The organism is Methylophilus sp. Leaf416 (assembly GCF_001424665.1).
Taxonomy (GTDB): domain Bacteria; phylum Pseudomonadota; class Gammaproteobacteria; order Burkholderiales; family Methylophilaceae; genus Methylophilus.
This window is the reverse complement of sequence record NZ_LMQS01000003.1, coordinates 1-26,722: the sequence shown is the minus strand read 5'-3', so window position 1 is coordinate 26,722 and position 26,722 is coordinate 1. Positions and strand designations below refer to the sequence as shown.

At 48.7% G+C, this 26,722-nt stretch carries 19 protein-coding genes; 8 read left to right on the top strand and 11 right to left on the bottom strand.

Annotated features, from left to right (window positions below):
• The first annotated feature begins 70 nt into the window (after positions 1–70).
• Positions 71–1,756, top strand: a complete 1,686-nt coding sequence (leuA, locus tag ASG34_RS08090; protein ID WP_055829257.1) for a 2-isopropylmalate synthase — start codon at positions 71–73, stop codon at positions 1,754–1,756.
• A gap of 37 nt (positions 1,757–1,793) precedes the next feature.
• Here the strand turns inward: leuA and ASG34_RS08085 are convergent, their stop codons facing one another.
• The 11 genes from ASG34_RS08085 to purB all read right to left on the bottom strand — a co-directional run bounded on the left by ASG34_RS08085 (position 1,794) and on the right by purB (position 13,768).
• Complete coding sequence (locus ASG34_RS08085; RefSeq protein ID WP_055829254.1) at positions 1,794–2,141, bottom strand: hypothetical protein; 348 nt, start codon at positions 2,139–2,141, stop codon at positions 1,794–1,796.
• A gap of 82 nt (positions 2,142–2,223) precedes the next feature.
• Positions 2,224–3,102 carry a peptidoglycan DD-metalloendopeptidase family protein gene (locus ASG34_RS08080; protein ID WP_055829252.1) on the bottom strand — a complete coding sequence of 293 codons (879 nt, stop codon included), beginning with the start codon at positions 3,100–3,102 and terminating at the stop codon, positions 2,224–2,226.
• The gene (locus tag ASG34_RS08075; RefSeq protein ID WP_082488105.1) at positions 3,099–3,734 is read right to left on the bottom strand and encodes a protein-L-isoaspartate(D-aspartate) O-methyltransferase; all 636 of its coding nucleotides are present in this window, start codon (positions 3,732–3,734) and stop codon (positions 3,099–3,101) included. Before ASG34_RS08075 ends, ASG34_RS08080 begins: the two co-directional genes overlap by 4 nt.
• A gap of 44 nt (positions 3,735–3,778) precedes the next feature.
• Positions 3,779–4,528: a 5'/3'-nucleotidase SurE gene (gene surE / locus ASG34_RS08070; RefSeq protein ID WP_055829249.1), complete on the bottom strand. Its 750-nt coding sequence runs from the start codon at positions 4,526–4,528 to the stop codon at positions 3,779–3,781.
• A 146-nt stretch (positions 4,529–4,674) separates the two neighbouring features.
• Positions 4,675–5,052 (bottom strand): DUF2069 domain-containing protein, encoded by a 378-nt coding sequence (locus ASG34_RS08065; protein ID WP_055829246.1) that lies wholly within the window; start codon positions 5,050–5,052, stop codon positions 4,675–4,677.
• Positions 5,049–5,774: a HugZ family pyridoxamine 5'-phosphate oxidase gene (locus ASG34_RS08060; protein WP_055829244.1), complete on the bottom strand. Its 726-nt coding sequence runs from the start codon at positions 5,772–5,774 to the stop codon at positions 5,049–5,051. Before ASG34_RS08060 ends, ASG34_RS08065 begins: the two co-directional genes overlap by 4 nt.
• A 19-nt stretch (positions 5,775–5,793) precedes the next feature.
• The gene (gene wrbA / locus ASG34_RS08055) at positions 5,794–6,384 is read right to left on the bottom strand and encodes an NAD(P)H:quinone oxidoreductase (protein ID WP_055829241.1); all 591 of its coding nucleotides are present in this window, start codon (positions 6,382–6,384) and stop codon (positions 5,794–5,796) included.
• Positions 6,381–7,169 carry an NYN domain-containing protein gene (locus ASG34_RS08050; RefSeq protein ID WP_055829238.1) on the bottom strand — a complete coding sequence of 263 codons (789 nt, stop codon included), beginning with the start codon at positions 7,167–7,169 and terminating at the stop codon, positions 6,381–6,383. The genes wrbA and ASG34_RS08050 overlap by 4 nt, the downstream gene beginning before the upstream one ends.
• Before the next feature lie 14 nt (positions 7,170–7,183).
• Positions 7,184–10,471 (bottom strand): translocation/assembly module TamB domain-containing protein, encoded by a 3,288-nt coding sequence (locus ASG34_RS08045; protein WP_055829235.1) that lies wholly within the window; start codon positions 10,469–10,471, stop codon positions 7,184–7,186.
• On the bottom strand, positions 10,471–12,213 hold the full coding sequence (locus ASG34_RS08040; protein WP_082504851.1) for an autotransporter assembly complex protein TamA: 1,743 nt from the start codon (positions 12,211–12,213) through the stop codon (positions 10,471–10,473). Before ASG34_RS08040 ends, ASG34_RS08045 begins: the two co-directional genes overlap by 1 nt.
• A gap of 184 nt (positions 12,214–12,397) precedes the next feature.
• The gene (gene purB, locus ASG34_RS08035) at positions 12,398–13,768 is read right to left on the bottom strand and encodes an adenylosuccinate lyase (RefSeq protein WP_055829233.1); all 1,371 of its coding nucleotides are present in this window, start codon (positions 13,766–13,768) and stop codon (positions 12,398–12,400) included.
• A 213-nt stretch (positions 13,769–13,981) separates the two neighbouring features.
• On the opposite strand from purB, the gene ASG34_RS08030 reads away from it, so the two are divergent.
• The 7 genes from ASG34_RS08030 to ASG34_RS08000 all read left to right on the top strand — a co-directional run.
• Positions 13,982–14,653, top strand: coding sequence for a transglutaminase-like cysteine peptidase (locus tag ASG34_RS08030; protein WP_055829230.1), 672 nt, complete (start codon positions 13,982–13,984; stop codon positions 14,651–14,653).
• Positions 14,654–14,807: 154 nt separating this feature from the next.
• Positions 14,808–16,733, top strand: a complete 1,926-nt coding sequence (locus ASG34_RS08025; RefSeq protein ID WP_055829227.1) for an EAL domain-containing protein — start codon at positions 14,808–14,810, stop codon at positions 16,731–16,733.
• Positions 16,734–16,870: 137 nt separating this feature from the next.
• Complete coding sequence (locus ASG34_RS08020; protein WP_055829224.1) at positions 16,871–19,015, top strand: type I secretion system permease/ATPase; 2,145 nt, start codon at positions 16,871–16,873, stop codon at positions 19,013–19,015.
• Positions 19,016–19,019: 4 nt separating this feature from the next.
• Positions 19,020–20,432 (top strand): HlyD family type I secretion periplasmic adaptor subunit, encoded by a 1,413-nt coding sequence (locus ASG34_RS08015; protein ID WP_055829222.1) that lies wholly within the window; start codon positions 19,020–19,022, stop codon positions 20,430–20,432.
• A gap of 3 nt (positions 20,433–20,435) precedes the next feature.
• The gene (locus ASG34_RS08010; protein WP_055829221.1) at positions 20,436–21,116 is read left to right on the top strand and encodes a response regulator transcription factor; all 681 of its coding nucleotides are present in this window, start codon (positions 20,436–20,438) and stop codon (positions 21,114–21,116) included.
• A 217-nt stretch (positions 21,117–21,333) separates the two neighbouring features.
• Positions 21,334–23,142, top strand: coding sequence for a TolC family outer membrane protein (locus ASG34_RS08005; protein ID WP_055829218.1), 1,809 nt, complete (start codon positions 21,334–21,336; stop codon positions 23,140–23,142).
• Positions 23,143–23,368: 226 nt separating this feature from the next.
• The coding region (locus ASG34_RS08000) for a retention module-containing protein (protein ID WP_156376470.1) at positions 23,369–26,722 on the top strand (3,354 nt) is incomplete at its 3' end.

Sequence of the window (26,722 nt, the reverse complement as noted above, 5' to 3'; positions counted from 1 at the left end):
ATTTCGCAATAATATTTTTTATAAAAGCTCTATTATGTGTGGTATCGAATCAATGTTTACGGAGCACGACATGCACGCACAACCATCACAAAAATATCAGCCGTTTCCACCGGTCAATCTTAAAGACCGCCAATGGCCGAACGCAGTGATTAGCCAGCCTCCTGTTTGGCTGAGTACCGATTTGCGCGATGGGAACCAATCGTTGTTTGAACCGATGGATGCCGACAAGAAGATGCGCATGTTTAAAATGCTGTGCCAGATTGGTTTTAAAGAGATTGAAGTGGCGTTTCCCTCTGCCTCGCAAACCGATTTTAATTTTGTCCGCACACTGATTGAACAGGATCATATCCCTGCAGATGTGACGATAGAGGTACTGACACAAGCGCGTGAGCACCTGATCCGTAGAACGATGGAATCAGTACGGGGTGCACGGCGTGTGATCGTGCATATTTATAATGCGACCTCACCGACTTTCCGCGAAGTGGTGTTCAATATGAGCAGAGAGGAAGTCAAAGCAATGGCAGTCGACTCGGTCAGGCTGGTGAAAACGCTGGCTGCAGAAATGCCGGAAACGGAAGTCATCATGCAATATAGCCCGGAAACTTTTACCGCCACCGAGCTTGAGTTTGCCAAAGAGGTTTGTGATGCGGTGACCGATGCCTGGGACGCAACGCCGCAGCGTAAAGTGATTATTAATTGCCCGGCGACCGTGGAAGTGGCTACCCCCAATATTTATGCTGACCAGATTGAATGGATGCATCGCCATCTGGCGCGGCGTGACAGCGTGATTCTGAGCCTGCATCCGCATAATGATCGCGGCAGTGCGGTGGCGGCGACTGAGCTGGGTATGATGGCTGGGGCTGACCGTGTTGAAGGCTGCCTGTTTGGACATGGTGAGCGCACCGGTAATGTGGATCTGGTCACGGTGGCGCTGAATATGTATACCCAGGGCGTGCATCCAGGGCTGGATTTTTCTGATATGAATGCAGTGGGGCGTACGGTAGAGGAGTGCACCCAGATTGATATCCATCCGCGCCATCCTTATGCCGGTGACTTGGTGTTTACCGCGTTTTCCGGTTCACATCAGGATGCGATTAAGAAAGGCTTCGCCAGCCAGCAGGAAGATGCGCGCTGGAATGTGCCTTATCTTCCGATCGACCCTAAAGATCTGGGACGTAGCTACGACTCGATTATTCGCGTCAATAGCCAGTCCGGTAAAGGTGGCGTCGCTTACCTGATGGAAAGCCAGTATGGCGTGGTGATGCCGCGTCGCCTGCAAGTGGAGTTTTCCGGTGTGGTGCAGCAATTCACTGACGCGCATGGCAGCGAGGTGACAGCGAAAGATATCTGGCAGCTTTTTAACCGCACTTATATCGAGCCAGCGGCACCGTTTAGCTTTAAGGATTACCAGCTGCAATCGGAAGAGGGTGGCCAGGCCATCCGTATGACGGTTGAGGTGGATGGCGTTGCTACTATCCTGAGCGGGCACGGTAATGGCCCGGTGGATGCGGCGATTCATGCACTGCAAGGGATAGGGGTGTTTGCCCAGGTGCGTAGCTTTGAAGAGCGCTCAATTGGCGCCAGCGCCTCAGCAGGTGAAGCTTCGGCGTGTGCGTTTGTGGAAGTCGTATGTGCGGGGAAGGTGTGTTACGGGGTGGGGATCAACCCAGATATTGTGACCGCTTCAATCGAGGCGATTATTAGTGGTATCAACCGCAGCGGGCTTGTTTTAACCGCTATAGCAAAAACTGCTTGATTATGCTGGCCGTTATTTTTAAAGGTATCGGCGCAGCTTACCAGTGTCCGGTAGTCAGCAGTCTGTAAGTAAAATATACGCCTATCAGCATCATGATATATACGGGAAGGTTGCTGGCATTCCGTCGTTGCTGGTTGCTGATATGGCTGTTGTAGCGGTGGAAAACAATCACGACCACCACTGCCAGGATAGCTAAAGCCGCATTCATCGGTGAGGCTGTGATCCAGTACCACCAGTCAAATGGCGTGGTTTTGGAGCCAAACATATGCACCGCAATGCCAATGAGCCCGCAGATAATCAGGGCAACCGTTACTAAAGCCTGCAAGGTTTGCCAGCCGCTATCCGGGCGGATGTCACGATTCTTGTCGAATTGTTTAGGATCCATATAGCTTTCCTTTCTCAAACATCATGCACATGGTGCGATTTGACTGCTTGATACATCCTCGGCGAAGGCGTGCTATATTTAGCTAGCTATTACCGTTATTTGCTGCTGCATTGCCAGGCAAGTAGCTGACTGGATCAACCGGCTTACCTTTTTGCCTGATCTCAAAATGCAACATAGGCGGTTTGCTGTTAGCCGCCGCTGGCAATATTGCCAGTTTTTCACCCTGCGACACGAAAGAACCTTCTTTCACCAAAGAGTTTCCCTGATGTGCATAGACTGACAGCAGGTTGCTGTTGTGTTTGATGATAATCAGCTTGCCATAACCGCGCACATCCATGCCGCTATAAATTACTTTGCCAGCGCCAGCCGCATTCACTGTTTGCCCGGCATTGCCCGTGATATTTAATCCCTTGTTCAACTGCGGGTCGAATCCGGCACTGACTTTACCAGCCAGTGGCCATTGCCATTGAATATCATTGTCGGCAACCGCGTCAATATCTTGCCCGTCTGCAGGTGCTTTCGCGCCGTCTGTGGTAGCGGCTGCGTTAGCAGCACCGCCACTGGCGGCATCACCGGCAGGCGCCAGTTCAGGGCGGGTAATGGCAGAAGTCACCACTTCTGCATCGTCCGTCGAGGCAGTGTCATTGGCTTTATTATTGGTTGTACCAGTCGCCGCTTTTATGTTTAAAACTTGGCCGACGTGAATTTCATAAGGCGTTTGTAACTGATTGATTTCAGCAAGTTTCAGGTGAGGGATGCCGAACTTTCTGCCGATGTTGTACAGATTGTCACCTTTTTGCACCATGTACTGGTTAGGGCCAACGGATACCGGGGCTGCAGGTTTGTTATCCGGTGTTTTAGTGGTGCTGCTAACGGGTGCGCGCGGCATGGGGGAGTTTAGCGCACACGCTGCCAATGTTGCAGCAGTCAATCCGGTAATGAGAAGCGAGCGTAATCTCATGATAAAGCAGTTCCCCCTAATAATGGCACAAACTTGACCGGTTCCAGGGCGGTTTTCTGCACGCCTTGCGCGGTCCTTTCAATCAGATGCAATACTTGTTCAGCAGTGCCCACCGGAATCACCATACGGCCACCGACGGCCAGTTGATCTACCAATTCCTGTGGCACATGGCTGGAAGCAGCGGTGACCATGATGGCATCAAACGGACCGTAGTCTTTCAGGCCGATACTGCCATCCGCGTGATCCAGTTTGACATTGGTGCACTTTAATGTACGCAAATGTGTCCTGGCTTTCATTACCAGCGGGCGGATACGTTCGAGTGAGAACACTTCATTGCTGACGCGTGATAATACAGCGGTCTGGTAGCCGCAACCGGTGCCGATTTCTAGCACCTTGTTCAGCTGTTTACCGTTACGTAGAATCTGCGTCATTTTCGCCACGATATATGGCTGTGAAATGGTCTGGCCATAACCGATCGGTAATGACACATCTTCGTAGGCACGAATGGATAAAGCTTCATCGACAAAAATATGGCGGGGAATCTCGGCCATCACGTTAATCACCACTTCATCCTGTATGCCTTGCTCGCGCAAGCGCGTCAACATGCGCTCGCGTGTGCGGGATGAGGTCATGCCAATGCCGGTTTTACTGGTGTTTCTTGGAATCGCCATCTTGCTTAATTCGTGTTCTGCAACCATTGTTGCAAGTGTTTGATTTGTGAATGCTTGGTCAGGTCTACCTGAATCGGCGAAATCGATACATATCCCTGGGATACGGCATAAAAATCAGTGCCTTCGCCGCCATCATTCGGTTGACCGGCCGCACCTACCCAATAAACAGTTTCGCCACGCGGGGTTTTCAGTTGAATCACTGGCTCGGCTTTGTGACGCTTGCCTAAACGGGTCACCTGGCGGCCTTTGATTTCGCTAAAGGGGATATCCGGTACATTGACGTTCAACAACGTCGGTTCGAGGATTTCACTATGATTGAATTGCTTGACCAGGTCGACGATCACGCGCGCTGCCGTCTCAAAATGTGCAGGTTGGTGTTGTGACATAGAAACTGCAATAGACGGAATGCCTAATAAATAACCTTCTGTGGCAGCAGCGACTGTGCCTGAATAAATGGTGTCATCACCCATATTGGCGCCGTCATTAATGCCGCTGATGACCATATCCGGCATTTCTTGCATCAATCCGGTCAGCGCAATGTGCACACAGTCAGTCGGGGTGCCGTTCACATAAAAAAAGCCATTAGCGGCCTGTTTTACGCTTAACGGTCTATCCAGCGTGAGGGAATTGCTGGCGCCACTGCGATTGCGTTCCGGTGCGACTACGGTAATATCGGCCACTTTACTCAGGTGTTGCGCCAGTGCAGCCAGGCCTGGGGCTAGGTAGCCATCGTCGTTGGATAACAGAATTTTCATGCCGGATATTATATAAGGTTTACTGACCTTGTTTATGCCATACCCTGAAAGAATTTAGCATGAGAATAAGTATTTTTTCCTGCTAATGGCTGCAATACATACAGTGCATTCCGCCAGTATTTTAATCTTAATCGCTGTGAGTGGTTTCACGCTGCATTTTGCAAAGACGTTTGGTAGCGCTGCCCGGTATATTTGGCATAAGCAATCGCGCTGGCAAAAAATACTATGCTTAATAATATCTCTGACCATGCCAGCAGGCGTGTGACACCAGTCTCAGACCAGGCCCTGACCGCGCCTTCGGTAAAGTAAAACAGGATAAGCATGCCTGCCCATTGATAGGTATAGCGTTTACCGCGCAGGATACCAAATAGCGGTGCCAGCAACGGCAAACTTTTCAGGAATAGCAAACTGCCACCGCTACGCAAGGGCGCCCAGAAAATTTCCCAGCCCAGGCACAATACGATTAAACCAATCAGGCTGATACTCGCGCCCAGGCGGCTCCATTTCAGAATAGCCGGGATCATGAGCGGCCAGCTTGTGCCAGAGCCACTAAAGCCTTGCGTGCATCCATCGCGTTGAGTACGGGTTGGTCAAAATTAAAACGCAACTGGCCATACACTTCTTCGCCATGCATATATTTCACATCAAAGCCATCGGCATCCAGCCCTATCATTTCCGCCTGATCGGCCGTAACGCCATGCACGTGCTGACAATATTCCAGCATGCTGTCTATGTGGTCTTCATTCATATGCGAAACGATGCCGGATTCCTGCGAGGCCAGCATGCTATCTGCCAAATCTTCATTCAGTGAATCACCCTCAAACCAGTCTAGCCTGCCAAGGCCTGCGATGTAGCGCACATGCTCGACGCGGATGCGATACAGATGAAACTCTTCCAGGTCAAAATAAGTCACTGCATCAGGGAAGTAGCGCAGATAGCGTGCGCGTAAATCCGAGTCATTTTTATCGGAGGGCAATGCCTCGCCTATCAATGTCAGTTGTGCGTGCGCATGCTGGTTTTGTGCTTCCGAAAATACCAGTAAGGATACTTTGGCGTTTTCATGCATATTTTTGGCATGTTCAGCATTGGCATTCACCAAAATGATTGGCTCAGCCTGCTGGCTACAGATAAATGGCGCAATGGCGCCGAAGGGATAGCCAGGGTATTTCATGGAGTAGGTGGACAACACGGCATGGCGTGTGGCAAACAGAAATTGGCGTGCTTCGCGGGTGAGGGCGGCTGACATACAGGTTTCCTAAATACAGTTATTGCAATTTGAGTGCAGTTTCGGCCAGGCGTTTCCCTAAAGCCATGCACAATTTTTTTTCATCATCGGAAATTGGCTGGTCATCCATCGCACCACCTACGTGGCTGGCACCGTATGGAGTACCGCCTGTTTTGGTAGTGCCCAGTTGCGGCTCGGAATAGGGCAGGCCAACCATCAGCATGCCGTGATGCATTAACGGAATCATCATGGTCAACAATGTCATCTCGTTACCACCATGCAGGGAACCGGTTGAGGTAAACACAGCTGCCGGTTTACCGATTAATGCGCCTTTAAGCCAGAGACCTGAGGTGCCGTCGAGAAAGTATTTCACCGGTGCGGCCATATTGCCGAAACGCGTAGGACTGCCCAGCGCAAGGCCGGCACATTGTTCGAGGTCCTGCAAAGTCGCGTAAGGTGCGCCGGAGGCTGGAATGTCCGATTCAGTCGCCTCTGAGTTGGCAGAGACTTTCGGCACGGTGCGCACTCTGGCTTTGGCGCCATTCACGCTTTCCACACCACGCGCAATCAGTTGCGCCATGTCTTTGACGGCGCCGCCTTGTGAATAATAAAGAATAAGGATTTCAGTCATTTTTTTCGTTTGTCGCGTAATTTCTGTTTTTGGTCATCTAACTCAAACAAGCCGATGGCATTTACCAGTTCACTGAATTTTGTATAACCGTAATTGCGTGAGTCAAAGGCGGAAAAGTTTTTAACGATATGGTTTTTGACTGCGCCCATGGCGGCAAAACCCGTCTCGTCAGACAGCCCTTCAATGGCTGAGCGGATCAATGATACCAATTTGGCATCATTCGCTAATTGCTGTTTGGTTTTTTTACCAATTGGCACAAGCCTAATTTGTTCTTCATCCGACTTGGGTTTGATCGTGGCTTCCACTTGGGCAGAAGATTCCTCCACGTTTTTTTCCTGGAGCAGGATTTCGAAATAAACAAACTGGTTGCAGGCCGCCCTTAGGGATTCCGGCGTTTTATTCTCGCCAAAGCCATACACAAATTTCCCTGCTTCACGCAAACGAATCGCTAGCCGCGTAAAGTCACTGTCGCTGGATACGATACAGAAACCATCGAGCGGAGCAGTGTAAAGCAAATCCATAGCATCAATGATCAATGCGCTATCAGTAGCATTTTTACCTTTGGTATTAGCGTACTGCTGAATCGGCTGAATGGCATGTTTAGGCAGCACAGGCTTCCATTGCTTGACATGATCAGAAGTCCAGTCGGCATAAATACGCCTGACACTGATATCGCCGAACTTGGACATTTCTTCAAACAGCTCATCAATGATAGGAATGACCTTGAAGGTATTGTCAGCATCAATCAAGACTGCCAGTCGTGGATTTTTATTATCCTGTTGCATGCAATCCTCCTGGGTTAATCAAAGCTGAAACCGTAAAATATATCCAGCGCGTTATCCGAGCCAGTCCTGGTTTCTATCGAAATCCGGTTGGTCAGCTGGTAGGTGAGTTTACCAACATTTAATAGCCCGACAATGCTTTTTTCGTAGCCTACCACCAGGCGGCTGTTGATGCGTTTGCCAACGCTGACTGCGTAATTGGTCGACCCTGAGCCGCGCACGTCTATACTATCCAGGCCTATGGTTTGGGCGATTCTGGTTTGCAGTGAAACTGAATCGCCTTGCGACAGTAACGCGCTGGCAGCGACGGATAACATCGCCATATCACTGCTGCCGACTGCTGACATCGGTTGCCCAAGCACCAATAACGAGATTTTGTTTTCATTGCTGGTTTCAGGGGTGGAGACCAGTTTCAGTTGTGGCGTTTGCAGGCTACCATTGATTTGTATGCCTACTTTGGTGTTTTCCACCTGCCGCGTCGCCAGTACATCCAGGCCAATATTAGGGATTTTGCCACTGAAAATAAGACGGCCGGTTTCGATATTGAGCGATTGGCCATAAGCCAGATAGGTGCCGGTCACTTCCAAAGTGCCACTGGCAGCGAGATCATCCAGCATGCCGTCAAGACGCATTTTCCCGCTCAAAGCACCATTCAGGCCTTGACCGCGCAGCATGAATTGTTCTGACTCCTTAAAAGGGAGGCCGGGTTTATCACCAAAATCGAGACCGAAATCCTGGAAGCTTATCTGGGATTTTTTAGCGGGCGCTGTATTTTCAGGCGATTGAATGATGACGTCGCTATCCAGCTGCGGTTTATCGCCTTTGGGCAATTCAAATAGCCCTTTGTGGATTTTAAGGTTGCCGCTGATGCTGGTGTTTGCACTGGTCAGTTTTAACTTGGTGTCGCCACTCAGTTGTACCCAGCGGTCCACGCGGGAAAGTGCCTGTAATTGATTGAGTTTGGCAGATAAATCCAGTTGCCATTCAGGCTGCTTTAAAGACAAGCCTCCCGTGGCATCCAGCTCACCGCTCTTACCGGCAAAATGGATCTGGTTGAAAGTAACCTGATCGCCAGCCATGGTCGCATTCAGGCGGCCTTGTTCCAGCCATACCCCTTGCGAAGGTATTTGCAGTGCGAGCGCCTCACCTGTCATCGAGCCTTTTAACTGTGGCTTGGACATCACACCGCTGACCTCCGCATCGATCGCCAGCCTGCCGGCAGGTTGAATATCCGAGAATAATCTGGAAAACCAGTTTAGCTGCCGGACATCCGCTTTCAGGCTGGCAGATACCGGCGCCGAATTTTTGATCACAAATCCAGTTGCTGTAGGTGTGACGAGTGTGTTTGCTGACAATTGCAGGTTAATCGCATCAGCGGAGTTGATGGTGCTTTCAACACTTACCTTGTCATTATCTGCTTTAACATTTGCAGTGAGTGTTTGTAGACCCAGGCCCTGCCATTTGGCATTGTTGATGTCATATACCTGCCAGTCACCCTGGCTGCGTTGTAGTTGCAGAAATCCGTTGAGGCGCTGGTCTAGCTGCAAATCCCACTGTGCAGATAATCGCAGATGATCCGCCGGTAACGTGGCTGATTGCTCAGGCACCAGCCACGCCATTAATGCTTGCAATGGAAAGTCCTTGAGCGTACCGCGAGTCTGTAATTGCATCATCTCTGCCAGTTGCGCTGAAAGGGTTCCTGCAGGTTTAGCCGGGCGGTAATGTAGCCGGTCCACTTGCATCTGGCCTTCGTATACATTTAATACCAGTTGTTGCAGATCGAAACCTTGCGAAGCGCCCCAGGACATGTTCGCCGGATTGGCTAACCGGAACACCTTTCCGCTGGCATCCTGTAATTGCGTTAGCTGGGCTTGCCAGCGGTCATTCTGCCATGCGCCGTTAAGCGCTAATTGTATGTTGCGTTGCAATGAAGGATCAGAGTCTTTGATTTGCAACGCGAGTTGATGCTGTGCCAATGAGCCCTTTAAATTGAGTTCAGCCTCAATGGGCGGACTATCTGTGCCCTGGGCGTTTTGTTGCGACAAACCATGTAGCTTGATCTGGTGGTCTAAAGAGGCCTGCACATTGTCAGAAGCTTGTCCCTGCACCTCAAACCCGGCTAATGCCAGACCTTGTGGTAATTGCAGTTGTTGACCTGATAAACGGTAGCTTGCATGAAAGCCATCTGACAGGCGCTGGAGCGTGCCTTCGCCTTTCACCTGGCCGGAAAAGCCCGGCATAAACTGCGCCAGGTTTGGCAAATTGGCCTGCCATGAGAGCTGGTTTGCCTGAGGTGTAGCGGCTTGCGTACTATGGATTGTGAATGTGTTTTTATCCAGTTGCGCCAGCAAATCCAGAGCGGTTAATTGCTGGCCTTGCAATGTGGCCGTCCCGCGGACTATCAACGGCTGCGTTTGCAGGCGGCTGTCTCCTGCATCCACTTTTACCTGGATAATGCCGGTGTCGGTCAGGCTGCCATCGGCGGTCACTTTTAAATCCATATGTCCAGCCAGTTGCGGATGCACATGCCTGGCCTGGAATTGTTGCAGGTGAAACAGGAGATGGCTGTTGCGGGTGTCATCCAGGCCTATGCTGGCTTTCAATAACACCATATCTTCACCAGGCTGTGTGGCAGGCACAATAGCAAACGGTTTACTCTCTGGCTGATAGTGGTGGCTGGCGGCAATATCGACTTTAGTCAGGTCGCCATGTAATTCGGTGCGCAGGTGGTAGGGCAGATCACCTTGTGGTTGCTGGATATCCATCCAGCCATTTAATGGAAACGGCGCTGCATTCTGCATCTGGAAATGGGTGCTGATCTCCCCCCATGGGCTGTGCGCCTGCGCGATGCGGAACTGCATGGCTTTATTGTCAGCATCCAGATCAAACTTGATCTTGTCTATATGGTAAGTGCTTGGCCCTTGGATAATGGTTAGCCGTTCAATATTACCGGACAGCAAATGGAAAGGTAGAGGGATATTGATGCGGTTCGGCAAAGGCCCGCTTGCCGTTTTCGCGCCTGTGGCTGGCGTCACTGGCTGCGATTTAAACTGTAAAGTCACCTGTTTGGCCACAAAACTTGATACGGTCAATTCACCGCGTGGCGAGACGCCTAATCGCATATCTGATGCAATACCTTCGACCTTGAGGGTGGCATTACCCAGGTCAGTTTCAAATTCTTTCAGGCTGGTGACCACCATGACATTGGCTGCCCATACCATTTGCGGTGTGATAATCAGACTAAAACAAAGCGTAGTCACCAGTAATAAACGGCATAATCTTGAGAGTGTGTGCATGAATAACATTAGAAATTCACTCCCAGGTTAAAGTGCAAACGGTATTCCTTGGTTTCTTCTCCATAGGCGATATCCACCCCTACCGGCCCGATCGGGCTACGGAAACGTGCACCCACACCATAACCCAGCACCGGGTCATAATCTTTCCAGCTGTTAGTAGCGTTACCAAAATCCACAAACACTGCTGCACCCCAGGAGGGCGTCAGCCATTGCACTACCTCACTGCTGCCTGTCAGTAACACCCGGCCGCCAATCGTTGCGCCACCTTCATTCACCCCTAATGACTGGAAGGCATAACCGCGCACAGACTGATCACCACCGGCACGGAATAAATAAGTGGCAGGAACGTTGCTGGCAGAACCGGTCACACTGCCGACTTCAAGCCTGCCTAGCCATTGGGTAGAGCTGGTCAACGGGTAAAACACCTGCGCTCTGGCTTGTGATTGCAAAAAGCGCCCGTCAGAAATCTGTTCAAACGGTGAAAGCTGGAATTGGGTATTTAATATCCAGCCTTTGGTCGGTGCCTGCTGGTGGTCAAGATCGCGCAGGTTAAAACCGTAAGTGACCGTAAGCGCTTTATTGAATTGTGAAGTAACGTCATCCACTTGCAGGTATTCATACAGCAGGTTGGCGCCAATGAACTGTTCAAATTTGCGCGGTTGGCCCCAATAACGACGTACCCCGTTTTGCAATGCGGTGGTGACTTGTCCTTCCAGGTCGGTGCGGGTAAGGCTGTTCTGTATGCTATCCCGGTAACCTTTTGCATCCATCAGGAAGTTGATATTCGAAGTAGCCGCCTGTAAACGTTGCTCAAGACGGATGCTGCTGTCCCACAGTAATCCGCGATCAAACAAATTGCGATCCGTGTAGTTAAACACAATGCGCGCACCTGTATTGGTGCTGGCGCCAACGCCTACACGGAAAGATTTTTCCTCCATCTCACGCACAGTGACATCTACATCAGCCGTGCGGTCCGGGTTCAATGCCTGGGTGTTGGCGACGACATCCACCTGGCTGAATTTGCCGGTGCTCATAAAACTGTTCTGTAAAAGCAGTAAGTCCGATTGACGGTATGGGTCACCGGCTTTAACGGTATTCAGCGGACGGATCAAGGTTTCCGGATAATGCTTCAAGCCGTGGATATTCACTTTGCCAAAACGCACTGCCGGGCCGGAGTCTACTGCAATGTTAATAGAGACTTCCTGTGTTTGCGGTTGGACCATCGCTTGTGATTGCGTGATTTTCGCATTGGGGAATTCTACCTGCAGCAATGAGGCTAACAGGTCACGTTTTGCTGCTGCCCAAGCCTGCTGGGTAAAAACATTATTCTCTTTTAAAGGCCAGCTTTTGTTGGCGTTTTCCAGAATCTCTTTATAGGTGGGCTGCTGTATTTCGCCTGTCAGCAGCACAGAGACTTTGCTGACTTTTGCTTGAGGCGGCAAGTGGATGCGAAATTCAACGACATGTGGGGAAGGCTGGTAAGCCACCGTTTTTACTTTGAAATAGCCTTCTGTGGCCAGCAGGTCGGCGATTTCCTGCGGCGTTTTCTGGATCAGACGCCGCCATTCACCTTCGTTCATGCGCGGGTTTTGCATGGCTTCATGTAACGTCAGGTGTTTTTCGAGCAACTCGCGCAACTGCGCTTTATTTTCAGGTGCTGATTCGTTATCTAATGAAAAGCGGGTTTGGTAAGTCTTGCCTTCTTTGAGCTGGAACCAGTCGCTATCTTTTGCCTGAGCGACAGGCGTCATAATGATTGTTGTCGTAAGCAATACACAAAAAAATATGAAGTACTGCGAAGAATGAGGTTTTAGAGAAATCAGGCGTAGCAGCCAGGGCAGTCCGCCCTGACTAACAAAAGAAATGAAACCAAAAGCGGGCTGCCTTAATGCAGTGTGTGAGAAATTAAAAACAGAACAATCCCTGAACAAGTCACTAAATATGTTTTACCAATTGACTCGCCTTACCGGTATAAGTTGCAGGTGTCATTGCCAGTAACGTTTGTTTGGCATCGGCCGGGATTTGCAGCGTTTCAATAAAGGCATGCAGCGATTGCTGATTAATGCCGCCTTTGCCGCGAGTCAGTTCTTTTAACTGCTCATACGGGTTTTCAATGCCGTAACGACGCATCACGGTCTGGATAGGTTCGGCCAGCACTTCCCAGCTATTGTCCAGGTCTTCCTGCAAACGTTGTGGATTGATCTCAAGCTTGTTAAGGCCGCGCAGGCAGGAGTCATAAGCCAGCAGCGAGTAGCCAAGAGCGACACCCATATTACGCAACACGGTTGAGTCTGTCAGGTCACGCTGCCAGCGGGAAATCGGCAGTTTTTCTGCCAGGTGACGCAGGATGGCATTGGCCAGGCCCAGATTACCTTCAGAATTTTCAAAATCAATCGGGTTAACTTTATGCGGCATGGTAGAAGAGCCGATTTCGCCAGCCTTGACCTTTTGCTTGAAGTAACCGACCGAGATATAACCCCATATGTCACGATTCAGGTCGATCAGGATAGTGTTGATGCGGGACAGCGTGTCATACAACTCAGCCATATAGTCATGTGGTTCGATCTGGATAGTCATCGGGTTGTAAGTCAGGCCCAACGACTCTACAAAGGTTTTGGCGAAGTTTTCCCAGTCGATATCAGGATAGGCGGACAAATGCGCATTGAAGTTACCCACTGCGCCGTTGATTTTCCCCAGTATTTCATTGGCTTGCAGTTGTTTGAGCTGGCGTTGCAGGCGATATACTACATTGGCCAGCTCCTTACCCATGGTAGTCGGGCTGGCTGTCTGGCCGTGTGTACGCGACAGCATTGGTTGCTCGGCCAGTGCATGCGCAAGCTCGGTTAAGCGGGTAACGACTGAAGAAAGGTTAGGCAGGATCACGCTGTCACGTGCAGATTTAAGCATCAATGCATGTGACAGGTTATTGATATCTTCTGAAGTACAGGCAAAATGGATAAATTCACTGGCTTTTTTAATGTCGTGATTGCCGTCAAACTTTTCCTTGAGCCAGTACTCTAGCGCTTTCACGTCATGATTGGTACGTGATTCAATCGCTTTTACCTGCATGGCGTCATCTTCACTGAAAGCCTTGATGGCTGTGTCCAGCTCAGCAATAGTGTCGGCACTGAAAGGCGCGATTTCTGCCAGTTTTGGTTCCGCGCTCAGTGCTTTTAACCATTCTACTTCCACCAGGGCTCGATGCTTGATCAGTGCATATTCGCTAAAAAATGGGCGCAGCGAATCAAGTTTAGTGTGATAACGGCCGTCTAAAGGGGAGAGTGCATTGAGGGTGGTAAGAGACATGAGTTTAAAGCGGTGTGGATTTGAAAGTCGACATTTTACCCAATCCGGCAGCGCTTGTCTTTTTCTATTCTTGTGCGGTTATGTGCCTTTTCACCCTAGGCATGGGTTAGAGTACCGTTACAGATGAGCGAATTTGCAGATGAAAACCACTTTGTTTGGCAAATTATGCTTGCCAGTGCCGTGACATAATCGCTCACTGGAAATCTATTGCACATGAGACGCCACTCTCCATCCTTCATTAGTATTGCGGCAGGCTTTTGCCTGTCGCTGTGTCTGCTATGGTCGCAGATACTGGCGGATGATTACGTGCTGGCGATGCTGGAGAAGGTCCGGCAACGTTACGGGGAAGAGGCATATCAGAATGTCATGCGTCTGAACGAGCTGTATAGCCAGCTGGCAAATGCCAGTGAAATGACCAAGATCGGCATGGTCAATGATTTCACCAACCAGCATGTATTATTTGTCGATGATATCAATTTATGGGGCGTAGACGATTACTGGGCAAGCCCACTGGAAACCTTCGGTAAAGGCGCGGGCGACTGTGAAGATTTCAGTATCGCAAAATATACCTTACTCAAAAAACTTGGCATTCCGCAAGATAAGCTACGACTGACCTACGTCCGCGCACGCATGCCTAGTGGAAACATCCGTCCGCACATGGTACTGGCCTATTACGCCATGCCGACCAGCGACCCGCTCATTCTGGATAACCTGAATTTCGAAATATTGCCGGCTTCCAGGCGCGGCGATTTATTCCCTGTGTTCAGCTTTAACGAAAAAGGCCTGTTTGTGGCCAATAACCCGAATATGCGTGCCGGGTCACCGAATAATATTTCCAAGTGGCGCGATGTGCTGACACGCATGCGGCAGGATGGACTGGAATAATGAGAATGCTTAGATACCTGAACCAACTGGAATATTTGAAAACCTTGGCTAAGATATGGTTAACGTGGAAAGTTAATGCTAGGCTTATGATTAAAGCCTGCATGAGAGCCGGGTTGTCGATGAGTTTACCCCAAGAAAAAAGAGGGCTTAGAACATGTCATTAATAAAACAAATACGCATAGCGATTTCTGTCATTATCCTGATGGTGGCAGCGGGGTGCCTGTTTCTGGGAGTGTACGATGACCACCGCTTTATGGCTGAGCAATTGCAGAAAAAAAATAACGATAATGCCAATGGGCTGGCGATTACCTTGTCAAATATCCAGAAAGATAATGTCACGGTAGAACTGATTATCAGCGCCCAGTTTGATATGGGCCATTACCGTCGCATCGCGATTATCTCGCCTGATAACAAAACTATGATTGAACGCGTCAACCGCAATCCGCACTCTGTGGCACCGGCCTGGTTTCAATCGCTTTTCTCTGTCAACATTCAGCCAGGTATCGCCAACATCCAATCCGGTTGGCAGCAGTATGGCACGCTGGAACTGGAGAGCGAACCTTCGCTGGCCTATGACCAATTATGGGAAACTTCACGCCATGCGGTACTGTGGACACTGATCGTCGCCTTTATGAGTTATGTGGTTTCCGGCTTCTGGTTGAAGAAAATCCTTAAACCACTGGATGATGTGATAGCGCAGGCAGAGTCTCTCGGTGAACGTAAATACATTACGATTGAAGAGCCACAAACAGAAGAATTCCAGAAACTGGTGCGCACCATGAACACGCTGTCTGACCGTGTGAAATCAATGGTGACTGACGAATCTGAGCGCTTGAATGTGTTGAACCAGCAGATCAACTATGACGAAGTCACCGGTTTGATGAACCAATCGCACTTTACCAATACTGCGTCAGTCGCATTGAAAAACGACAGTTTTGTTGAGGGTATGTTGACCCTGGTGCAGTTGCGCAATCTGTCAGATATAGACAAACAGCTTGGCTATAGCGTGACGAATCAACTCATTAAAAAAGTAGGTGATGCGCTGGAACAACAGATGGCGCATTACCCTGATGTGGTTTGTGGCAGGCTCTCCGGCAGCGAGTTTGGTATTTTCAGTCGTCAACCGCTGGATGATTTCAGTGTGGCTTCAGAACTCAAATTGGTCCTTGAAAAACTGAATGCAGCGCAACAGATCGTTCAATTCCAGTTCGTAGTCACCCATACCAAAACCAAAAAAGGTGATGATTTTGTCGATATCCACCGTGTGATGCAGTTTATCCTCGACCTGGCTGGTGACCAGGCCGCCTTGCCTATGCGTGTGATGAATGCAAACAGTATTGTGACTTCGAGAAAGAATTACCTCAGCCAGTGGAAAGAACAGTTCCTGCATGCCATCGAGCATAAACAGATCAAGCTCGCGCGCTACCCGGTCATGCAAAAAGACAAACAGTTGCTGCATTATGAGTGCCCATTACGCCTGCATATCGATGAAGGCGATCAATGGCTGGCAGCGGGTGCCTTTATTGACTGGGCCAGCCAGCTCGATATGATCAAAACGCTGGATGGCCTGGCGCTGGAGTATGCTGTCGATATGCTGGATAAAAATAATGCTAACTTGAGTGTGAATGTCTCTGCTGCCGCAATGCGTAGCGATGAATATAAAGACAAACTGCAAAGTTTGATCCTCAACGTCAAGCAGCCTGCCAGATTGAGTTTCGAAGTATCTGAAGAAGCGGCGTTTAGTGATTTTGTCCAATTCAAGCAATTTGTGCATTTGGTGAAATCGCTGGGCTGTGTGGTTGGTATGGAGCACGTGGCGACGCGTCTGGCGCAACTGGGCGACTTGCATGAGCTGGGCTTAGACTTCGTTAAATTTGATGCTTCACTGATACGCGATATTCATTTGCGTCCACAGCAGCAATCATTGTTACGCGGCTTGTGCATGATGGTGCGCACCATGGGCATCATGCCGATAGCAGAAGGGGTGCAAGATCAGCAAGAGCTGGATAGCTTAAATTCTGTAGGTATTGCAGCAGTGACAGGCCCATTTGTGCAGGAAAATCTGCAATTTGGGGAGTGATGAACATTGTCAATCTTTGTAATTCGCAGGATTTTTGCCATATACTCAACGGATTGAGTGGGGTTGACACTACATATAATCGAAGCTGCTTAATATTAAGTATGAGCCGTTGATAAGGACAATAAAAAGCCAAAGCCATGGAAACGACGCAATATTTTAATCAAACTGACAAAGACGTTTTACTCGAGTGTCTGCTTTACATCTGCCGTCATAATCGACTGGCTACCACTCGGGATGCGTTAACCTCCGGCTTGCCTCTTGAAGATGGCAAGCTCAATCCCGAATTGTTTAAACGCTCTGCCGAACGGCTACGTCTCGACGTCACTGTCCAGCAAGCTGCAATCACGGCCCTGAACCAGCCGCAAACAGATATCACCCTGTTACTGAAAAATCATCGCGCCTGCCAGCTCTTAAAAGTCGATGACAGCCATCATTTTGCACAAGTGGTTTTCCCTGACTTGTCACCAGAGCCTGTGACCATGAGCCTGGCCGATCTCGCTGCAGAATATACGGGCTACGCGCTGGTCACCAAACAAAACTATATTTTTGATGCGCGCACACCAGAGGTCGGCAGGGTGAAGATCCGGCACTGGTTCTGGGGCACGATTGCCGAGAATAAAGGCATTTATCGCGATGTGATGGTCGCAGCCTTGCTGATCAATATCTTTGCGCTGGCGATGCCGTTGTTTACCATGAATGTGTATGACCGCGTAGTCCCTAACAAAGCAGTGGAAACCTTGTGGGTATTGGGCATTGGTGTAGGCCTGATTGTGCTGGGTGATTTGCTGTTGCGTTCCATGCGCGCCTATTTCCTGGACTGGGCCAGTGCACGTATCGATGTGAAGCTCAGTGGGCAGATCATGGAGAAGGTACTGGGTACACGCTATGATGCCAAGCCAACATCAGTCGGCTCCTTCGCTTCCAACCTGCGTTCATTCGAAAGCGTGCGTGACTTTATCACCTCGGCCACGGTAGTGACGCTGATCGATTTGCCATTCGGAATTATTTTCCTGATTGTGATTGCCTGGATCAGTCCGTTTATGGTGTTGCCAGCCCTGATCGGCGGCGCAGTGGTATTGATCTACTCACTCAGCGTGCAAAGCAAAATGCATGACTTGTCCGAGACCATGTACCGGGCCAGTGCACAACGTAATGCGACACTGATTGAAAGCCTGGTCGGCCTGGAAACGGTGAAATCCATGGGAATCGAAGGACAGATGCAGGGCAAATGGGAGCGTAGCGCGCTCTTCCTGTCTGAAGTCGGCAGCAAGCTCAAATTATTGTCTTCCTCAATCACCAATGGCTCTTATGCCTTACAGCAAATTATCAGCGTAGCCATCATTATCCTCGGTGTATACCTGATTTCAAACGGCGACCTGACCATGGGTGGCCTGATTGCCTGTTCACAATTGACCAGCCGCGCATTAGCGCCGATTTCACAGATCGCCAGCCTGTTTACGCAATACCATACTGCTGCGACTTCACTGAAGTCGTTAGAGGCGATCATGGAAAAACCGGTCGAGCGCGGTAAAGATGTGAGCTTTCTCTCTCGTCCCGCTTTTAAAGGCGAAATCGAATTTAAAAATGTATCTTTTAAATATCCCGGTACAGATGAGTTGGCATTAAATGGGATTTCTTTCAGGATTCGTCCGGGCGAGCATGTGGGGCTTATTGGGCGTATGGGCTCAGGCAAGACGACGATTAACAAGTTAATTCTTGGTTTGTATCAACCTACTGAAGGCGCGATTCTGATTGACAGCATTGATGCGCGGCAGATTGATCCGGCCGAATTACGCCGTAGTATTGGCTATGTGCAGCAGGATAACCACCTCTTTTATGGCACATTGCGAGACAATATTACGTTGCGTCATCAACATGCAGACGATAATGCTGTGTTGAATGCGGCACAAGTGGGCGGGATTGCCGAGTTTGTAAATGCGCATCCGAAAGGCTTTGACCTGGAAGTGGGTGAGCGCGGCGATACGCTATCCGGTGGCCAGCGCCAGGGTGTGGGGATTGCGCGTGCTTTTGTGACCAGTCCGCAGATTGTGTTGCTGGATGAGCCTACCAGTGCGATGGATCACTCGGGAGAAGAAAACGTTAAAAACAGGATTGCTGAAGCATCCGCCAATAAAACCCTGATTGTGATTAGTCATCGTAACGGCATGCTGGAGTTGGCAGAGCGCTTAATCGTGATTGATTCCGGGCAGATTGTGGCTGACGGCTCTAAAGAAGATGTCACCGCGGCGTTGCGTGCGGGTAAAGTGGGTAAGGCAAGGTAACATCATGGCAAAAAAAATATTCGATAAGTTTGGTGACGTTACTAAAAATGACAGCATTTGGATGCGCATGGGCAAACCAGTGCATCTATTGGTAGACAAAATAATTAAAACAGATACATCAGAAAACCGGTCATGGTCTGAGCAGGCGCATGATGTGATGGTTGAAGATAGCATGTTGCATGCAAAATTAATCATGTACGCGATCCTGATTATTCTCGTGGTATTGCTGGTGTGGGCCAACCTGGCTGAAGTTGATGAGGTGACTCGTGGTGAAGGCCGCGTGATTCCATCGCGTCAGATCCAGCTTGTGCAATCACTGGACGGTGGTATCGTGACAGATATCATGGTTAAGCTGGGAGATACCGTAAAACGTGGGCAACCGTTGATTAAAATTGATGAGACGCGTGCGATTTCTTCTCTGAAAGAAAATGAAAGCCAGTATTTGTCACTAAAAGCCAAGGAGTCACGCTTAAAGGCATTGGCCAATGGCGGTCCCTATAATCCGCCAAGTGAAGTGCAGCAAAAAGTCCCTGATACTTATTTGCAAGAACTGCAGTTATTTAATGCTGCGCGCGCCGAGCTGGATTCACAAGTCAATATTGCCAGGGATCAATTGTCTCAAAGAGAGCGTGAGCTTTCAGAAGTGCAATTTAAAAAAGAGGTGGCAATCAAGACTTACGACTCCAACAGCCGCGAACTTGCTGCGAATCGCCCTCTGTTGAACAGTGGCGCCGTCTCTGAAATTGAAATCCTGCGTCTGGAGCGTGAAGCCAATCGAGCCAAGGGTGATATAGACCAGGCTTCAGCGCAAATGAGCCGGTTGACGGCTGCCATTTCCGAAGCACGTCGCAAAGTGTCGGAAGCACAGCAGACTTTTATGAGTAAGGTACGGACCGACCTGAACGAGACTACCGCCAAAATCAACAGCCTGACACAGTCCAGCCTGGCGTTATCCGATAAAGTGAAACAGTCAACACTACTTTCTCCTGTAAATGGCAAAATCAGTAAGCTATATTACAACACTGTTGGCGGCGTCATTCAGGCGGGCAAGGAAGTGATGGAAGTGGTGCCATCTGATGATGCACTGGTGATCGAAGCTAAAGTCCAAACCAAGGATATTGCATTCATTCGCCCCAAACAGCCTGCGATCGTGAAGCTTACTGCTTATGATTACAGTATTTACGGCAGCCTGGATGGTGAAGTGCAAGATATTGCAGCGGATTCGACGATTGACGATAAAGGAAATGCTTTTTATGTCGTTAAAGTAAGAACAATAAAGAATAATATCGGCGACCATCTGCCAATTATTCCTGGTATGGTGGCACAGGTAGATATTTTGACGGGCAAGAAAACGGTAATGTCCTACTTGCTTAAACCTGTGCTTAAGGCTAAATCGTATGCATTAACCGAGCGCTAATCTATGAAACATATTTTTATTACTTCATTAAAGCAGCCTGTAGAAGCCTGGCTGAAAGCATTTCCTAAATTGGTCACCAGTGCGGAAGTGGTTTCTGCCGATGTAGCTGGTGCAACTGTAGTATGGGTACATGCGCAATTGGAAAGCAGCAACCAGTGGCGTACTCAGGTGCAACAAGTGTTGTCCTTGATTCCATCTGCGAAAGTGATTGTACTGTCTAACAACCCCGAGCAGGCTGAAGCTATGCAAGCGCTGGAGCTAGGCGTCGTAGGTTATTTGCATGCTTATGCGCATCATCAAGTCATGAAAGAAGTTTACAGTGTCGTTTCCCATGGCGGTATCTGGCTGGGGCGTGATTTGTTAAAACACCTGATCACATTAACTGCGCGTGGCTCACGCCAGACTGTGGATGTGCTTGATGAGGTATTGGAAGGCCTTACCAAACGTGAGCGTGAGGTGGCTCTGGAAGCAGCCAAAGGAAACAGCAATAAGGAAATAGCCCGTACACTTTCGATTTCTGAGCGCACCGTTAAAGCCCATTTGACTTCTGTTTTCGATACTTTAAAAGTGAGGGACCGTTTGCATTTGGCGCTGGTCTTACAAGGCCAGTCTCCTCAAGGACATTTCGAGCTTGATAAAGCCGTCAAAACCGGTACTTCAAACAAATCCCACCTGAATTCATAAAATTGATGCTTTAAATTTGTATCAATTTTATGAAAATAAACAGATTTTAGGGATTTTTCTTTATGCACAATAGTCTCAAAGTTCAGATTTGTGACTTTTTCCCCTAAACCCCTTAATTAAAACCACTTTTATGGGGTGGGATACTCTTGTGCCTTAACAATACTGTAGTTATACTGACTTCAGGATAAATCTTTAATAACTTGTTAAGAGTCTGCACATGAAACTAAAAAAAATTGCCTCTGCACTAATAATAGGAGTGTTTTCCTACTCATCTGTGTCCTGGGGAGCAAGTCCGGAAACTTTGGAGAAAATAATCGAGAAAGCGGTGTCTGAGAACCCTGAGGTTCAAGCCCGCTTTCATGCTTATAAGGGCGCTGAATTTGATGAAGCTGCTGCGAAAGGTAGATACCTGCCAAATGTGACAGTTGATCAAGTTTTTAGAAATCAGGAGCGTGTAGTTCCTGTAAATATTAATAATACTAACTCTCCAAATCAGCAATCCACACTTACTTTGCGTCAAATGATTTTTGACGGCCTGGCAACGCCTGCAGAAGTAGGTCGTCTGGATCACGTTGCGAAATCTCGCTTCTATGATCTGCAAGGGCAAATGCAAAGTGTCGCTTTAGATACTGCCACTGCTTATTATGATTTATTACGCTATCGCCGTCTGGTGGCGTATGCGCAAGACAACTTTGTAGTGCACAAACAGGTTCACGAAAAAATCAAATCCCGAGTGGATGCAGGTGTAGGTAAAAAAGTTGACTTGGAGCAATCTACTGGTCGTTTAGCGTTGGCTGAAGCAAATCTGTTAACTGAAACAACGAATCTTTTTGACGTTTCAGCACGCTTCCAACGTTTAGTAGGCGAATTGCCTCCTGAAAATGTTGTTGAAGTGCAAATGACTGGTGAGGGTTTGTCCGAGAGTGCGGACCAGGTGCTTGATACAGCATACAAACAAAACCCGAACATTCTTGCAGCTATCGAAAATATTGTTGCAGTTGAAAAGTCTGTATCCGGACGCAAGGCTCCTTTTATGCCGCGTCTGGATTTACAAGGGCGTAAAGTCCTTGATGTGAATGATGCAAGCAGAAACAGCATACTTGCTGCAGATACACTTGAAGTTACCGCTAGCTGGAATATTTTCAACGGCTTCACTGATAAAAATAATTTAGATTCTGCTTCTCAAGAACTTAACCGTTCACATGACTTGCGTGACAAAGCTTGTATCGATACACGTCAATTGGTGGCAATCGCTTACAACAATATTCGTCAGTTAAATGAGCAAGTTGCTTACCGTAAACAGCATCAGGATTCGATTGAGAATGCGCGTCTTGCTTACCGTAAACAATATGATATCGGTCAACGTACATTGTTGGACTTGTTGGATACCGAAAACGAATATTTTCAAGCCCGCCGTAACTTTACAAATGCCGAAATGGATTTGAGTACCTCTTATGCCAGAACTTACGCAGGTCAAGGTTTGTTGCTGCGTAAATTGGGTGTGAGTCGTGCTGACGTTGGTGAGTATGCACGTGAAGAATATTTAGATCGCGAAAATGTATGTAAGGCTATCGCTCCAACGCAAGTGGTTGTTGATAAGGCTGCTTTGCTGGCAAATGCTAAACCTTGGGAAGGCGAAGCCTTCAAACCAAAAGGTCCAGAAAAAGCGACCATGAAGTTCACACCACGCATACTGTTCCAGGCCAATAGCGCTATTATCTTGCCAGAGTCTTACGCGGATCTTGACATCGTTTATGATGTAGTGAGAGAGTGGGGCAACGATAAGATTGAGATCGCTGGTCACACAGACAAACGCAATACTTCAAAAGAGAAGTATAACCTTTTACTCTCCGAGAAGCGCGCGAAGGCTGTAGCAGACTACCTGATCAAAAAAGGATTGGATGGAAATCGTATCGTAGTTAAAGGTTATGGTTATTCTCAACCTATCGCTGAAAATGATCCAATTAATGGTAATGACGCAAACCGCCGCGTTGAAGTTATTCGTTTTCAATCAGTAGCTGAATAAACAAATAACAAAAAACTAGTTGTATTAATAAAAAAAGCGAAGCCAGAAATGGCTTCGCTTTTTTTATGGGTTTTTGAATTTTCGTGATTGGTAAAGTTGTTTTTAAAATCATTCGAAAACCCGTATTGAATGCTCAATATTGTACTTCAGTACAATAGATTTTCTGTTTGTATTCGCGTTAAATACGACACTATCAAAACTCTCTCAACCTTTATTGGGGAAAAAAATGGCTACAGTGATTGGTACTGTTACGAATGTTCAAGGTATGGCAATTGTGGTGGATGCAAATGGCAACCGTCATATGTTACAGGTAGGCGAAGTGCTTCATGCTGGTGATAAGGTAATCACGGCAAGTGGAGCGACAGTGACTGTCAAACTTGCAAACGGTGAAACAGTAAATTTTGCTGAAGCGCAAACAATTAAGATTACTGACAATTTGGCGCAAGTCGATGTGTCAGATGTAACAGAAAATGCGGTGAATCAGGCTGTATTTGATGCAGTTTTAACTGCATTGAACGAAGGCCGTGATATCACAGAAGTTCTCGATGCGCCTGCTGCAGGTGAGGCTGGTAGTGATGGTAACGCCAGTTTTGTTAACCTGGATCGTATTTCTGAAAGTGTGACTGGCGCAACCTATGATGGTGGAAGCGGCTTCGTGGAAACGCCTCCTTTATCAGTTTTGCCTAACTATCAGTATTTTCCTGAAGACCCCACTATTGATTTCGTTACTCCAAGTAACCCAGCCATTCCCGGTAACGACCGTGTGATTGAAGGTAGCTCAATGGTATTTACCGTTGGCTTAAGCACTCCTACTCAAGCACCAGCAACTTATACGTTTGCAATAGGTGGTGGAACGGCTTCCAGCGCAGACTATGGTACTCCTGTGTTCAGCAATGGCGTGGTATTGAATGCCAACGGCACTATTACTGTGCCAGCCGGTGTTAGCAGCTTCACTGTGACAGTACCAACTGTCGATGACACCGATGTTGAGCCTAACGAGACTTTGCCAATCAACGTAGGTGGTGTGGTTGGCGTAGGTGTTATTGTTGATAACGACACAGAAGTTGTGACCGTAGAACCAGGTCAGCCAGGCACGGGGGACGACAGCGTAATCGAAGGTGCGGCTTTGGTATACAACGTCACATTGAGTAATACTACCAATGTAATTACGACGTTTACTTACAGCCTAGGTGGCGGTACAGCCTCCACCGCTGATTACGGCACCGCCGTATTCAGCAACGGTGTGGTATTAAATGCCAATGGCACAATCACAGTGCCTGCTGGTGTAAGCAGTTTCACCGTGACAGTGCCAACTGTGGATGACTCCATCGTTGAGCTGAACGAAACCTTGCCATTGACTATCGGTGGTGCAACCGGTACAGGCATCATTGTCGATAACGACAGGGCGACAGTCGTGACTGTAGAGCCAGGCCAGCCTGGACCGGGTGGTGACAGCGTTGTTGAAGGTAACAACCTGGTTTACACGGTCACGTTGAGTGCCACTACCAACGTAGCCACAACCTATACATATAGCTTGGGTGGTGGAACAGCTTCTGCTGCAGATTACGGCACAGCCATATTCAGCAATGGCGTGGTATTAAATGCCAACGGCACTATTACCGTACCGGCAGGTGTCAGCAGCTTCACTGTGACAGTGCCAACTGTGGATGACACCATTGTTGAACAAAACGAAACCTTGCCACTGACTATCGGTGGCGCAACCGGTACAGGCATCATTGTCGATAACGACAGAGCTACTGTAGTGACTGTAGAGCCAGGCACTCCCGACCCCAATGATGACAGCGTCGTTGAAGGTAACAATCTGGTGTACACAGTGACTCTGAGTGCTACCACCAACGCACCTACTACCTACGCTTACAGCCTGGGTGGYGGTACAGCSTCRACTGCWGACTAYGGWACAGCCGTATTCAGCAATGGCGTRGTRTTGAATGCCAACGGCACGATTACCGTGCCAGCTGGTGTGAGCAGCTTCACCGTAACAGTGCCAACCGTAGATGACACCATTGTTGAGCCAAACGAAACCTTGCCACTGACTATCGGTGGTGCAACTGGTACAGGCATCATTGTCGATAACGACAGAGCGACTGTGGACACTGTAACTGCAGGTCCAAATGGTGGATCAGTGGTTGAAGGTAACAACCTGGTTTACACAGTAACTTTAAGTGCGACAACAAACGCAGAAACTACATACAGCTTTACACTTGGTGGCGGTACAGCATCAGCTGCGGATTATGTAACTCCTCCAACATTCAGCAATGGCGTGACATACAACTCAGCTAACAACACCATTACAGTACCTGCTGGCGTTAAAGATTTCACAGTGACTGTACCTACAGTAGATGACACTATTGTTGAACTGAACGAGACGTTGCCACTCACTATTGGTGGTGCGACAGGTACAGGCATTATCGTTGATAACGACAGAGCCACAGTAGACACTGTGACTGCTGGCCCAGCTGGTGGCTCAGTGATTGAAGGTAACAACCTGGTTTACACCGTAACTCTAAGTGCTACAACCAATGTACCAACTACATATAGCTTCAACTTGGGTGGAGGTACTGCCTCTGCGGCTGATTATGTCACTCCTCCGACATTCAGCAATGGTGTGACATACAACGCAGGTAATAACACCATTACAGTTCCTGCTGGCGTAAAAGACTTCACAGTCACTGTGCCTACAGTGGATGACACCATTGTTGAGCCAAACGAGACCCTGCCATTAAATGTTGGTGGTGTAGTTGCCGTTGGTACGATTGTAGATAACGATAGAGCGACAGTAGTGACGGTAGAGCCAGGTCAGCCTGGTACTGGTGATGACAGTGTAATCGAGGGCACTTCACTGGTTTATACAGTGACCCTGAGTGCAACAACCAATGCTCCAACTACTTACAGCTACAGCCTAGGTGGCGGTACAGCTTCAGCTTCTGACTACGGCACAGCAGTATTCAGCAACGGCGTTACTTACAATGCAGTTACTGGCACGATCACAGTACCAGCTGGTGTAAGCAGCTTTACAGTGACAGTACCAACTGTGGATGACACGCTGGTTGAACTGAACGAGACTCTGCCACTGACTATTGGTGGTGCGACAGGTACAGGTATCATTGTTGATAACGACAGGGCAACAGTTGTAACAGTTGAGCCAGGTCAACCTGGACCAGGTGATGACAGCGTTGTTGAAGGTAACAACCTGGTTTACACAGTGACTCTAAGTACAGCTACCAATGCCCCAACTACCTATACATACAGTTTGGGCGGTGGTACAGCCTCATCCGCTGACTACGGWACAGCMGTATTYAGCAATGGCGTRGTRTTGAATGCCAACGGWACRATYACTGTTCCWGCWGGTGTRAGCAGCTTTACWGTGACAGTWCCWACAGTGGATGACACKMTSGTTGAACTGAACGAGACKCTGCCACTGACTATCGGTGGTGCGACTGGTACTGGTGTGATTGTTGATAAYGACAAAGCGACTGTTGTGACTGTAGAACCAGGTCAGCCTGGCCCAGGTGACGACAGCGTTGTTGAAGGTAACAACCTGGTTTACACCGTGACCTTG